At 71.2% G+C, this 12,139-nt stretch carries 10 protein-coding genes and 3 pseudogenes; 5 read left to right on the top strand and 8 right to left on the bottom strand.

Annotated elements, in window-relative coordinates; all coding sequences use genetic code 11:
- Positions 1-982: 982 nt before the first annotated feature.
- The 5 genes and pseudogenes from ACGWYJ_RS04725 to ACGWYJ_RS04745 form a co-directional block, all read right to left on the bottom strand.
- Positions 983-1,276, bottom strand: a pseudogene (locus ACGWYJ_RS04725) (conjugal transfer protein); the annotation flags it as partial.
- An 86-nt stretch (positions 1,277-1,362) separates the two neighbouring features.
- Positions 1,363-1,644: a hypothetical protein gene (locus tag ACGWYJ_RS04730; protein WP_395104320.1), complete on the bottom strand. Its 282-nt coding sequence runs from the start codon at positions 1,642-1,644 to the stop codon at positions 1,363-1,365.
- A gap of 72 nt (positions 1,645-1,716) precedes the next feature.
- Entirely contained in the window at positions 1,717-2,682 is a 966-nt protein-coding gene (locus ACGWYJ_RS04735) for a conjugal transfer protein (RefSeq protein WP_395104321.1), read from the bottom strand.
- Between the two features lie 472 nt (positions 2,683-3,154).
- A complete protein-coding gene (gene ychF / locus ACGWYJ_RS04740; RefSeq protein ID WP_395104322.1) occupies positions 3,155-4,246 on the bottom strand; it encodes a redox-regulated ATPase YchF in 1,092 nt (363 codons plus the stop codon).
- 69 nt (positions 4,247-4,315) lie between these two features.
- Positions 4,316-5,334 (bottom strand): annotated as a pseudogene (locus ACGWYJ_RS04745) (alpha/beta hydrolase fold domain-containing protein).
- Between the two features lie 101 nt (positions 5,335-5,435).
- On the opposite strand from ACGWYJ_RS04745, the gene ACGWYJ_RS04750 reads away from it, so the two are divergent.
- Together ACGWYJ_RS04750 and ACGWYJ_RS04755 are read left to right on the top strand one after the other, a co-directional pair.
- The gene (locus ACGWYJ_RS04750; RefSeq protein WP_395104323.1) at positions 5,436-6,884 is read left to right on the top strand and encodes a DNA recombination protein RmuC; all 1,449 of its coding nucleotides are present in this window, start codon (positions 5,436-5,438) and stop codon (positions 6,882-6,884) included.
- Positions 6,881-7,495 carry a DUF6542 domain-containing protein gene (locus ACGWYJ_RS04755; protein ID WP_395104324.1) on the top strand — a complete coding sequence of 205 codons (615 nt, stop codon included), beginning with the start codon at positions 6,881-6,883 and terminating at the stop codon, positions 7,493-7,495. Before ACGWYJ_RS04750 ends, ACGWYJ_RS04755 begins: the two co-directional genes overlap by 4 nt.
- Before the next feature lie 14 nt (positions 7,496-7,509).
- Here the strand turns inward: ACGWYJ_RS04755 and ACGWYJ_RS04760 are convergent, their stop codons facing one another.
- Positions 7,510-8,478 carry a 4-hydroxy-3-methylbut-2-enyl diphosphate reductase gene (locus tag ACGWYJ_RS04760; protein ID WP_395104325.1) on the bottom strand — a complete coding sequence of 323 codons (969 nt, stop codon included), beginning with the start codon at positions 8,476-8,478 and terminating at the stop codon, positions 7,510-7,512.
- Between the two features lie 226 nt (positions 8,479-8,704).
- Between ACGWYJ_RS04760 and ACGWYJ_RS04765 the strand changes: the two genes are divergently transcribed.
- Positions 8,705-9,502, top strand: a complete 798-nt coding sequence (locus ACGWYJ_RS04765) for a hypothetical protein (RefSeq protein WP_395104326.1) — start codon at positions 8,705-8,707, stop codon at positions 9,500-9,502.
- On the opposite strand, the gene ACGWYJ_RS04770 is transcribed toward ACGWYJ_RS04765, so the two are convergent.
- Complete coding sequence (locus ACGWYJ_RS04770; protein WP_395104328.1) at positions 9,499-9,930, bottom strand: MarR family winged helix-turn-helix transcriptional regulator; 432 nt, start codon at positions 9,928-9,930, stop codon at positions 9,499-9,501. The genes ACGWYJ_RS04765 and ACGWYJ_RS04770 overlap by 4 nt on opposite strands.
- A 96-nt stretch (positions 9,931-10,026) precedes the next feature.
- Between ACGWYJ_RS04770 and xseA the strand changes: the two are divergent.
- Together xseA and ACGWYJ_RS04780 are read left to right on the top strand one after the other, a co-directional pair.
- Positions 10,027-11,146: pseudogene (gene xseA / locus ACGWYJ_RS04775) on the top strand (exodeoxyribonuclease VII large subunit).
- 67 nt (positions 11,147-11,213) lie between these two features.
- A complete protein-coding gene (locus tag ACGWYJ_RS04780; RefSeq protein ID WP_395104460.1) occupies positions 11,214-11,429 on the top strand; it encodes an exodeoxyribonuclease VII small subunit in 216 nt (71 codons plus the stop codon).
- 6 nt (positions 11,430-11,435) lie between these two features.
- Here the strand turns inward: ACGWYJ_RS04780 and ACGWYJ_RS04785 are convergent, their stop codons facing one another.
- Positions 11,436-12,122: a DUF4245 domain-containing protein gene (locus tag ACGWYJ_RS04785; protein WP_395104330.1), complete on the bottom strand. Its 687-nt coding sequence runs from the start codon at positions 12,120-12,122 to the stop codon at positions 11,436-11,438.
- Between the last annotated feature and the right edge of the window lie 17 nt (positions 12,123-12,139).

Here is a 12,139-nt window from a genome sequence, read left to right on the forward strand (position 1 = left end):
TCGCCCCCTCCGCAGAGGGCGTGCTTGGGCCAGCCACGCCACCACGCGCACCCGCAACACGACGGTCACCAGGGGCGGGCGTTGTGCCCGGCTCGCCAGTACCATCGCCGTGCGCTGCACCTACGACAGGCGTCCGCTCAACACCGGACGCCTCGTCACCGCGCCTGCCAGAACCGGCCGCACCCGCAACACGCCCGTCACCAGGCGCGCGCACCGTACCCGGCCCGGCGGCCCCATCGCCATACGCCTCGCCTGCAACCGGCGCCCCCTTCGCAGAGGGCGTGCTTGGGCTGGCCGCGACACCGTACGCGCCCGCAACACGACGGTCACCAGGGGCCGGTGTTGTGCCCGGTCCGTTTGTGCCATCGGTGTACGCCGTGCCCGCCGCGGGCGATCGGTCGGCGCTCGATGCGGTATCACTGCGTCTGCCAGAACCGGCGGCACCAGCGACACGCCTGTCACCGGGCGCGGGTGTTGTGCTCGGCTCGGCATGGCCGTCGCCGGCGACAGGTGTTTGAACACCGGGTGCGTTCGGGCCAGCCGTGCCAGTGCGCCCCGCAACGCGGCGGTCGCCGCTGGGAGCGTGGGCGCTCGCTGCTTCTGGGGTGGGTGTTCTGGTGGGGGGCTTCCAAGGGTGGGGTTCTCGGGCCAGTTCCAGTTGGGGGGTGGCCGGGGGGTTGTCGAGGGTGGCGGGGGCTTCCTCTTCGTGGGAGATGTCGCGGGTGGTGCGGCGCCAGGGTTTGGGGTCGGGTTGGCGCGCGGCGGCCACCTGGGCGAGGGGCTGGGGGGTGGACGCGACCGCGGGGCTCGGGGCGAACGCGGGACGGGCGGGGGCCTCCTCCACAACGGGGCGGCGCTTGCGGGTCTTGCGGTGGGCCTTGAGCGCGGCGCGCTCGGGGGCGGCGGCCTGGGGGCGGCGCCAGACACGGGCCACGACGACGACCTCGCGGGGCTCGCGGATGGGGGTGAGGCGGCACCAGGTGCGGGGCTCGGTGAGGTAGCGGGTCTGCGAGATGAGCAGCTCGGTCAGGCGTTTGCCCTCGATGACGGGACGGGTCGCCATCCAGGTGAGGATGCCGGGCGGGACGATGTAGAGCACGTGCCACGGCGACTCGAACGGGACGCCGACGAAGCGCAGCAGCAGGATCCACGGCACGAACACGCCCGCGAACACGCCGATCTGGACCAGCGGCAGCGGCATCGGGAGCCGCAGGTCGTACAGCTTGTACAGCCGCTTCTCAATGCGCCAGATGTTCGTGTACGTGGGTAGATCCACGCCCCTACTCCCCTAACTGTGCGAGCACAGTGTCGCCTGCCTGCCCCGTGCGGGGTGGCCACGCACCCGGTTCCGGGCGCCGCGGATCAGGTCAGCTCCACTCCCAGCGCCCGGGCGATGGCCCTGGCCGTGGTCTCGATGATGTTGGGTACGTAGAAGACCACCCCGATTCCGATGGCGAGCAGGATGAACTGGACGAAACGCGTGATCTCCCGGGTGAACAAAAAGAAGATCGCCACGATCGAGACGATGACGAGGAACAGCGGGCCGAAGATCTGCCGCAGCCAGTCGGCGAGCTGGTCGGTCTGAAGATCGTCCCTCGGCGCCAAGACCTTGAACGGAATCGACGCCATCCACTGGTGCAGCATCGACTGACTACCTTCCTGGGTCGGCGGGCGGGTCGGGTACGGGGCGGACGGGCGCACCCCTGGCGGGCCCCGTCATGACGCACCCGGCTCTGTGGTGCCGCGGATGTCTCGCACGTACCAGGTCGTGCCCTTCTTCACCATGTCGAGCTCGTAGGTCTGCTCCAGCTCGGCGCCGCCGGCGTTGCCGGGGACCTGCCAGGCGACGGTCGCGGTGACCGTGCGCTCGCCGGCGTCTCCTCTGGGCGCGTTGACCTCCCTGACCTGGACGAAGGTGACCGAGTCGCCGAGCCCCGCGATGGCGCCGCGCTCGGCGAACCGCGCCAGCGTCGCCTGGTCGCTGCTGGCGTACGCCTTGAAGAAGGTACCGAGAACGGGTGCGAGCTCGCGCTCCAGGGCGGTGTCGCGTTCCGGGAGTCCACTTTGCGGCAGCGTGGCCTTGGCCGGTGGCGGCAGCAGCGCGGGACGCGCCTTGATGACGAGCGCGCCGTTCTTGGCGTAGACGGGTACGGCGAGGCGGAGCCAGCGGTCCTGGGCGCGGGCGAGGACGGTGACGACACCGTTGTTGGCGTCGCGCGCGTCCACCCCCGCGACGTGGACCGACTGCACCCTCAGCTCGCCGAGTCCGTTCCAGCCGAACTGGCCGTCGGCGCCGTCGGGGATGAACGTGCGCAGCTGGGCCTCGCGCGCCGCGGCGTTCTGCTGGTCGTAGTTGAGGTACACGTTGGCGAACTGGAGGGCGAAGGCGCCGGCGGCGCTGGTGGGGAAGCCGGTGCCGCGCCCTTGGGTGGGGCCGGTCGGCGTCTGGGTGCCGCCGGACTCGGTGAAGCGTGCGAACGGCGCGCGGATGCCGTTGACGAGGATGACGATGATGAGCGCCCACAGCACGGCGCGCCCCACCCAGATCCACCAGCGGCCGCCGGAGCCGCCCCAGCGCCCGGGGCGCGGGCCGCCGCGGACCCTGCCGGTCTCGCTCGCGCGCCAGGGGCCGGCGGACGGGTCGAACGCGCGCATGCCGGGCGCGGACTCGTCGTCGACCACAGCGGTCCCACGGCCGTGTCCCACGGCCGATCTGCGAGCCATCCTGCCTCCGCTCGCGCCTCGCCCCCGGTCGGCGCGGTCATCTATGCGTCTGGTCGGGTGTCCTTGCGGGTGGTCTTTCCTGAACCCACCTCGGGCCCAGCGTAACCACGAGCGTCAATTGTTCCAGCGCATCCGAGTGAAGCACAGTCCCGGCACGCGGTTGTGGATAACGCGATCGATCCCGGTGACGACGGAAGAGTGCGCCAAACGGTGACGATCACCTATCCAAGGCTCCGAACCACGTGCGGATGCGCGTTTCGGACAAGCACCTTGAGCCGCAAGTTGCTTGATGACCACGTGTCGGAGTGGCGCGCAATTTGTTTCCTGAGAATCCGGCATCGTGTCCACTTCGCGACACACCGGGACCCGTGGGGCATCACCCGCCGCGCACACGTCGTCGCACGCGTGCGACGCACGTTCAAGCGGGACGTCACACGTTGAAGCGGAACTCGACGACGTCGCCGTCCTGCATGACGTAGTCCTTGCCTTCTATGCGGACCTTGCCCGCGGTGCGGGCGGCGGCCATCGAGCCCGCCGCGTCCAGGTCGTCGAAGGAGACGACCTCGGCCTTGATGAAGCCGCGCTGGAAGTCGCTGTGGATCACGCCGGCGGCCTCGGGCGCGGTCGCGCCCTTGCGGATCGTCCAGGCGCGCGCTTCCTTGGGGCCCGCGGTGAGGTACGTCTGCAGGCCGAGGGTGTCGAACCCGATCCGGACGAGCTGCGACAGCCCGGACTCCTCCTGCCCCATGCTCTGCAGCAGTTCCAGGGCCTCATCGTCGGGCAGCTCGATCAGCTCCGCCTCGATCTTGGCGTCCAGGAAGATCGCCTCGGCGGGGGCGACCAGGTCGCTCAGCCGGGCGCGCAGCGCCTCGTCGGTGAGTTCCGCGTCGTCGAGGTTGAACACGTACAGGAAGGGCTTGGCGGTGAGCAGGTGCAGCTCGCGCAGCAGCGGCAGGTCGATCCCGGCGCGCTCGGCGCCCGCGAACAGCGTGACGCCGTCGTCCAGCAACTTCTGCGCGCCCTGGACGGCGTCGACGACGGCGAGCTTGTCCTTGTCCTTCTTGGTCCGCGCCTCCTTCTCCAAACGCGGCAGGGCCCGCTCGATGGTCTGCAGGTCGGCCAGGATCAGCTCGGTGTTGATCGTCTCGATGTCGCGCGCCGGGTCGGTCTCGCCCTCCACATGGGTCACGTCCGGGTCGTGGAAGGCCCGGATGACCTGGCAGATCGCATTGGTCTCGCGGATGTTGGCGAGGAACTTGTTGCCCAGCCCCGCCCCTTCGGACGCGCCCTTGACGATTCCGGCGATGTCGACGAACTCCATCGTGGCCGGAATGATCTTGGCCGATCCGAAGATCTCCGCCAGCCGTTCCAGCCTGGGGTCGGGCACCCCCACCACGCCGACGTTGGGCTCGATGGTCGCGAACGGGTAGTTGGCGGCCAGCGCCTCGTTCTTGGTCAGCGCGTTGAACAGGGTGGACTTGCCGACGTTGGGCAGCCCGACGATTCCGATGGAGAGGCTCACGGCCGTCAAGTTTATGGGCCGCTGCGACCGGTCCAGGACCACGACCAGGTGAACGACCGGCCGGCCCCCTCAGGCTTCGGAGCCGCGGAGGAATTCGGCGATATGCCGGAACGCGGCCTTGCCTTCCGGGATGAAATCGGCGAACTGCGTGAAGACGTGCATCAGGCCGTCCCATTCCTGGTAGACGGCGCGCACCCCGGCGGCCTTGGAGCGTTCGGCCAGTTCGCGGGTCTCGTCCCGGAGGATCTCACTGCCGCTGGCGATCAGCAGCATGGGCGGCATCCCCTCCAGGTCGGACGCACCCGCACGGCGTGGTGCGAGCAACGGGTCGTCCTCGGACGCGCCCTCGCTGAAGCGGCGGCCGAGCCAGGCGAGCTTGCCCGGCGGTATGACGGCCTCGCTGCGCGCGTTGAGCCTGTGGGAGTCGGCCTCGCACAGGAAGTCCACCCATGGGGAGAGGAACGCGGCCGCTGCGGGCAAGCCGGTACGCGCCGCTTGAGCGCCAGTAGCAGGGCGAGCCCCAGGTGTCCCCCTGCCGAGTCACCGCCGATGACGATGTCGCTCGGGGCGTACCCGTTGCCCAAGAGGAAGTCGTATGCGGCGACGGCGTCGTCCAAGGCGTCGTAGGGGGTGTGCTGGGGAGCACGCCGGTAGTCCAGGGCCAGGACGGGACGTCCCGTAGCCGCCGACAGCCTCCATGTGGACGGACGGTAGAGGCGCGGGCTCCCGAAGAAGTAGGCCCCTCCATGCAGGTAGAGGAAGACCTTGCGTTCATCAGGGGAACCCGCCCGCACCCATTCGGCCCCGCACGTCCCAAGGTCTTCGGCGGCTAGCGCGACACCTGGCGGGACGGTCTGGACGTGGCTGAACGCGTCGGTCATCCGCTGGAAGCGCAGCAGCCCCTCGTCGGTGTCGGAGATCGATGCCCAGCCGCCCTTCACCACCGCCTTGACCACTTGGCAGGCGAGCCGGGCCTGCGCGCTGGGCGGGCCGCCTGGTTCGAGGGCGAGCGCGCGGGCGATCCTCCGTCCCACCGGAGTGTCCGTCACGGGACGAGTGTCGCGGGTGCCGGTGCCGCTGGTCGTCATGACTCTCCCTGTAAGTGACTTAGCAGTCTAATTGTCCGGTGCGCCGGGCACCTCCGGCGCGTCGCGCGGGCGCGCCCGTCCACCACTGTCACGATGAACGCATGGATCTCGCGCTGCTCGCCGGTCTCGCCCTCGGGATCGCCTTGGGCGCCGTGGTCGGCTTCGCGCTCGCGACCGGCCGCCAGGGCGCGCTGATCGCCCGCGCGCGGGCCGCCGAGGAGAAGCTGGCCTACGCCGAGGAGCGGATGGCCGAGCACTTCGAGAACCTGTCCGCCAAGGCCCTGGACGCCAGCAACCAGCGCTTCCTGGATCTCGCGGACGCCCGTCTCAAGGCCGCGGGGGCGGAGGCCGCGGGCGAGCTGGAACGTCGCAAGCAGGCGGTGGAGCATCTGGTCGCCCCGTTGAAGGACACCTTGGCCAAGGTCGAGGTCCAGTTGCGCGAGGTGGAGACGGGACGCCGCGAGTCGCACGCCATGCTCGCCAAGCAGGTCGAGTTCGTCCGGCACAGCTCCGAGCAGTTGCGCGGGCAGACCCAGGCGCTGGTGCGGGCGCTGCAACGTCCCGAGGCACGCGGCCGTTGGGGCGAGCTCCATCTGCGCCGCGTCGTGGAACTCGCCGGCATGGCCCATCACTGCGATTTCGATGAGCAGGCCACCTCCTCCACCGAGGGCGGCACCGTACGACCCGACATGGTGATACGTCTGGCCGGTGGCAAGAACATCGTCGTCGACTCCAAAGTGTCACTCGCCGCGTACCTGGAGGCCGTCGAAACGGGTGACCCGGTGCGGCTCGACGCGCACGCCCGCCATCTACGCGACCACGTGGACCGCCTCGCCGCCAAGTCGTACTGGCAGGCGTTCAGTCCCGCGCCGGAGTTCGTGGTGTTGTTCATCCCAGGGGAGGCGTTCCTCGCGCCCGCGCTGGACCGCGATCCCGAGCTGCTGGAGTACGCAATGCGCCGCCGCGTCCACATCGCGACCCCGACCACGCTGGTGACGATGCTGCGCACCGCGTCCTACGCATGGCAGCAGGAGGCGCTGTCACGCAACGCCCGCGCGGTGTTCGACCTGGGCAAGGAACTGTACGAGCGGCTGGGCACGTTGGGCGGGCACGTCGATGAGCTGGGACGCTCCCTCACCAGTGCGATCAAGGCATATAACCGGGCTGTGGGATCGCTGGAAACACGGGTGCTGGTCAGTGCCCGCAGGCTGAACGACCTCGGCGTGGTGGAGGGCCCTCTGGAGCCGCCCGGTCGCGTCGAGGAGGGTCCCCGCGCCGTGTCGGCTCCCGAACTGGCGGCCCCCGAACCGGCCACTGAACCGACCGCGGAACCGGACGCCCCAGAGCCGGACGATGACCTCGAATCACGGCTCGCCGGGATGGACGAGCCGGAAATGGGCAGAGGGAAACCGGACCGGCCGGAATCGGTTAACGGTGCGTCCGCTGAGCGTAAGAAGGGTGTCACGCGCCCTGGCTCCACGGCGGAACCTGTAGGTTTCGGTCGGCGGGCCAGCCCTGACCGCGCCGAACGCCGGGAGAGATGGCCATGAGTTCACCGACGGTACGCGAGGCGCCCGCGGGCGCCTCACCGGACGCAGGGGGACGTGTGCGAGGTCAGCGGGGCCGGGGCGGCCGGGGACGCGGCTCCGTCCCGGCACGGGGAAGCCGGGGAGGCCCCGTCACCCTGACCGGGCGCGGCGGCGTGGTCGTGGTGTTCGCCGCCGGGCTCGCCGGGGCGCTGGGGGCCCACTGGTTCGGCCTGTCCGTCCTGTCCGGGCTGGGGTTCGCCGCGGGCTGCGTATTGGCCGCGCTGGCCACCCGCAAGGCCGACCTGCTGACGCTCGCCGTCAGCCCGCCCGCGGTGTTCCTGGCCGCCACCGTCCTGGCGGAACTGGTCGCCGCCCTGGGCGAGCCCTCCCTCCTGCGCGGCGTCTCGGTGGGCGTGCTGTCCGCGCTGGCCCACGACGCGTCCTGGCTGTTCGGCGGCACGCTGCTGGTGCTGGCCATCACACTGCCCCGCGGCCTGATGGGCAACGTGCGCGAGCTGCGCGGCCGGTTGCGCGGCAGCCGCCTGTTCGAGCAGGAGGAGAACGAGAACCCCGTCCGCTGGGAGGAGCCCCCGGTCGGCAGGCACCGCGTCGCCCGCGAAGAGGCCGAGTAGGGCCGGGCGGGGGCTCAGACGACGGGCAGCGTCCGCAGGTCCTTGCGGAGCTCGTGCGGCAGCGCGAAGCGCATGCTCTCGGGGACGGACTCGACCTCCTCGACCTCCGCGAACCCCCGGGCGGCCAGCCACTCCAGGACTCCCTGGACGAGCTCCTCCGGCACCGAGGCCCCGCTGGTGACGCCGACCGTGGTGACGCCCTCCAGCCAGGACTCCTCGATGTGCTCGGGGTAGTCGACCAGGTAGGCCCGGGCGGCGCCGTGCTCCTTGGCGACCTCGACCAGCCGTACGGAGTTGGAGGAGTTGGTGGAGCCGACCACGATCACGAGCTGGGCGCGGGCGGCGATCTCCTTGACGGCGGTCTGGCGGTTCTGCGTGGCGTAGCAGATGTCGTCGGACGGCGGGTCCACCAGGTTCGGGAACCGCTCCCGCAGCTTCTCCACCGTCGCGATGGTCTCGTCCACCGACAGCGTGGTCTGCGACAGCCAGGCGACCTTGTCGGGGTCGCGGACCTGGACGTTGGCGACGTCGTCCGGGCCGTCCACCAGGTGGATGTGGTCGGGCGCCTCGCCGGTGGTGCCGATGACCTCCTCGTGCCCCTCGTGCCCGATCAGGAGGATGTCGTAGTCGTCCCTGGCGAACCGGACGGCCTCCTTGTGCACCTTGGTCACCAGCGGGCAGGTCGCGTCGATGGTGCGCAGCCCCAGGCCCCTGGCCTCGTCGTGGACGGCCGGCGCCACGCCGTGCGCGGAGAAGACGACGATGGCGCCCTCGGGCACCTCCTCGGTCTCGTCCACGAAGATCGCGCCGCGTTCCTCCAGGGTCTTCACGACGTGCACGTTGTGCACGATCTGCTTGCGGACGTAGATGGGCGCCCCGTACTTCTCCAGGGCGATCTCGACGGTCTCCACGGCCCGGTCCACTCCCGCGCAGTAACCACGCGGCTTGGCGAGCAGGACACGGCGCTGGCTGTCGGAGGTCATGGCCCCATCGTACGAGGCGCCGCAGGCGTCCCGTACCGGCCGTGAGGGGACCGCGGATGGCTGCCGGGGGACAGGGTATTGGCACGTACGCGCAGGTGTAGCCGCCCATGTGATCCAGCGCACGGCTTTATTGACCAAAATTCCATTAGGCCGGGGTGCCGGTGCCGCGGCGATGCGGCAAAGTGAGGGTGGACACACGGTGCCGTCGTAGCAGGGAGAAGGAGACATGACGAGATCGCCGCGCCACCTCAAGCAGCAGGTGAAGGAGACGGTGGGCGAGCAGGTCCGCGACCTTCCGCTGCACGCGGTCCGGCTGGCGATGTTCGGCGTCGGCCGGGCACTGCTGCTGAGCGACCGGCTGACCAAGGACTACAAGGAGATCACCGAGGGCGGCGGGGTGCGCCCGGTGATCGGCCGGCTGCGCGACGACGTCCAGCACACCGCCGAGAAGGTGGTGGGACGCGTGATGGAACGGGTGCGCGGCGAGGAGCCGGCGCCCGAGCCCTCCCGGCCCCGCAAGACGGCCGATGCCCCCGCCAAGCCCAGCGCCCGTGGCACCGGCGAGATCTCCGTGGGCAAACCCGCTCCCGCGCCGAGCGCACGGCCCGTCCCCGACACCAAGCCCGAGACCGAGCCCCAGGCCAGGCCCGAGCCGGAGCCCAAGCCGGAGCCGGAGCCGGAGGCCAAGGCGAAGCCGGAGACCGAGCCCGAGACCACGAAGGAGCCGGAGACCAAGCCGAAGGCCGGCAAGACGGAGGGCAAGCCGGGGAAGCCGGACGAGTCCCTGTTCGAGCCGAAGCCCGAGGTGAAGCCGGCGGCCCCGGCCGAGGCCGAGAAGCTGGCCGCGGAACTCCCCGTGCCGAACTACGACGAGGCCACGCTGCCCCAGCTCCGCGCCCGCCTCCGCGGCCTGTCGTCCGACCAGGTGAAGCTGCTGCGCGAGTACGAGCGCAAGCACGCCGCCCGCCCCGACGTCCTGCGCATGTACGAGAACCGCATCGCCAAGCTGAACGGGCTCGGCTAGGGCGTCCTGGAGGGGGCGAACAGGGCGTCCAGGGCGGGGAGCGCGGCGACCAGGGCGGCGCGGTCCTCGGGGCTGAGCGCGGCGATCCGTTCCGCCATGAACGTGTTGCGCGCCTCCCGCGCCTCCTGGAGGCGGATGCGTCCCTCCGGGGTCAGGCTCGCGGTGACGACACGCGCGTCCGAGGCGTCCCGGCCGCGCGCGACGAGACCGGCCGCTTCCAGCCTGTTGATCTGCGCGGTCATGGTCGGCAGCCGGACGCCGTGCTCGGCGGCCAGCGCGGTCATCCGCATCGGCCCGCCCTCCAGCGACGCCAGCACCGAGACCTGCTGCCCGGTGACCGGCAGGTCCGCGCCGGCCTGCCGGAGCAGCAGGACGATGTCGCGCAGCCGCCGGTTCAGCCGCTCGGCCAGTTCGCGATCGGGATCCACCTGCGCCTCTCCGCATGACGTGTCGGTGTGAGCCCGGCGGGCCGGCGCCGGACGTCCGTCCTATCACAGCATGTCGCGGGCCTAGGCTGAGATCCCATGGCGATGCAGACCACAGCCGAGTCACCCGTTCCCGTGCGCACCATGCTCCAGGCGGTGGGCGGGTGGATCGGACGGCTGGGCCGCATCTGGGTCGAAGGGCAGATCACCGACCTCAACGCCCGCGGCGGCACCTGTTACCTCACGTTGCGTGACCCGGTAGCGAACATGTCGGTCCGGGTCGTCGGCCCGCGCGCGGTGTTCGAGGCCGCGGGCCCGGCCGTGACGGACGGCGCGCGCGTCGTGATCCACGCCAAGCCCGACTTCTGGATCAACCGCGGCACGTTCTCGCTCAGCGCGATCGAGGTACGGCCGGTCGGCGTCGGCGAGTTGCTGGCCCGGCTGGAACGACTCCGGCGGGTGCTGGCCGCCGAGGGGCTGTTCCGGCCCGAGCGCAAGCGCCCGCTGCCGTTCCTGCCCGGGAAGATCGGCCTGATCTGCGGGCGCCGGTCCGACGCCGAGCACGACGTCCTGCAGAACGCGCGGCGCCGCTGGCCCGCCGTCGCGTTCCGCGTGGAGAACACCGCCGTCCAGGGCTCGTACGCGGTCGGCGAGGTCATGGAGGCGCTGCGCAGGCTCGACGCCGACCCCGAGGTCGACGTGATCGTCATCGCGCGGGGCGGCGGCTCCATGGAGGACCTGCTGCCGTTCTCCGACGAGGCCCTGGTCCGGGCCGTCGCCACGGCCCGCACCCCGGTGGTCAGCGCGATCGGCCACGAGCAGGACACGCCGATCCTCGACCTCGTCGCCGACGTGCGCGCGTCCACCCCGACCGACGCGGCCAGGAAGGTCGTTCCGGACGTGCGGGAGCAGCTCCAGCTCGTCCGGGACCTGCGCGAGCGGGGCCGCCGGAGCCTGGCGGGCGGGATCGAACGGGAACTGGCGTGGCTGCGGTCGGTGCGGTCGCGTCCCGCGCTGGCCGACCCCGTCCGCGAGATCGAACCCCGCCGCCACGCTGCGCCGCGGGTACGCCATCGTCCAGCGCGACGACGGCTCCGTCGTACGGGACGCCGCCGAGGCCGCCAAGGGAGACCGGCTGCTGGTCCGCCTCGCCGACGGCCGCCTCGCCGTCACCGTCGAAGGCGACTCCGCGGACACGCGGGGGCGTCCCGGGTCGTAGGGTGGTGCCCGTGGCAGAGGCAGACGCTGAGGTCACCGGCGAACCGACGCCGGTCTCCGGTGAACGCATGTCGTACGAGCAGGCCCGCGACGAACTCGCCGAGGTCGTCAGGCGCCTGGAGACCGGCGGGCTGACCCTCGAAGAGTCCCTTGAGCTGTGGGAACGCGGCGAACGGCTCGCCGCGATCTGCGAGGAGTGGCTGGAAGGCGCCCGCGCCCGGCTGGCCGCCGCGACCGCCCCGGCCGAGAACGGCGGCTCCGGAGAGCCCGCCGCCCCCTTCTGAGCCCGTTCAGGACGGCGCCGGGGAGGGCGACAGCGGGGCGTTGCCCGTGGACTTCGGCTGGGGCTTGAGCGCGGAGGCCAGGACGCCCAGCTCCTCGAAGGACGCCGTGCCCGTCACCACGATCGTGATCCCGCTGGGCAGGGTGCGCACCAGCGAACGGGCGTTCTTGTCCACGCGGTGGTGCTTGTTCCAGGCGACCCCGTTGACCTGCTGGGTGCCGATCGTCTTCTTGATGCTGGTCATCCGCGGGACATACGCCGAAGCCTTCTCGTTGCTCTGCTCGACCGCCGCGTACTCGCCGGTCGGCGTCACGAACCCCAGATGCCACGCCACCGGGTCGTCGCCGCCGCTGCCCAGGCCGTGCACGCGCGAACTGGTGGCGCGCCACCCCGCCGGAAGGCCCTCGGGCGCGTACGCGACGTACGGGGCGTCGGCGCGCATCGCCCACAACTGGGCGCTGTAGTCGACCGTCGGCAGCAGTTCCTCGTCGTTGCGCGGACTGACCAGGTAGATCGCCCCCACCAGCAGCAGGCACACCGCCATGGCGAACGCGAAACCGCCCAGCCCCGTGGTGAGCCTCTTGTAGACCCCGGGACTCACCTCGATCGTCCCGCGCGAAGCGGCGGGAGACTCCGGAGCCTCAGGGCTCTCCGAGGGCGCGGCTTCCTGGGGTGTGGAGGTCTTCTCGGTCACGGTCCCAGGATCCCGCA

Source organism: Actinomadura sp. SCN-SB (assembly GCF_043906805.1).
Lineage (GTDB): Bacteria > Actinomycetota > Actinomycetes > Streptosporangiales > Streptosporangiaceae > Spirillospora.

What these genes read in the sequence shown, in the direction of transcription:
- ACGWYJ_RS04730 (WP_395104320.1), bottom strand. Translation starts at nt 1,644, where the DNA reads ATGCTGCACCAGTGGATGGCGTCGATTCCGTTCAAGGTCTTGGCGCCG.
- ACGWYJ_RS04750 (WP_395104323.1), top strand. Translation starts at nt 5,436, where the DNA reads ATGGATCTCGCGCTGCTCGCCGGTCTCGCCCTCGGGATCGCCTTGGGC.
- ACGWYJ_RS04755 (WP_395104324.1), top strand. Translation starts at nt 6,881, where the DNA reads ATGAGTTCACCGACGGTACGCGAGGCGCCCGCGGGCGCCTCACCGGAC.
- ACGWYJ_RS04760 (WP_395104325.1), bottom strand. Translation starts at nt 8,478, where the DNA reads ATGACCTCCGACAGCCAGCGCCGTGTCCTGCTCGCCAAGCCGCGTGGT.
- ACGWYJ_RS04765 (WP_395104326.1), top strand. Translation starts at nt 8,705, where the DNA reads ATGACGAGATCGCCGCGCCACCTCAAGCAGCAGGTGAAGGAGACGGTG.
- ACGWYJ_RS04780 (WP_395104460.1), top strand. Translation starts at nt 11,214, where the DNA reads ATGTCGTACGAGCAGGCCCGCGACGAACTCGCCGAGGTCGTCAGGCGC.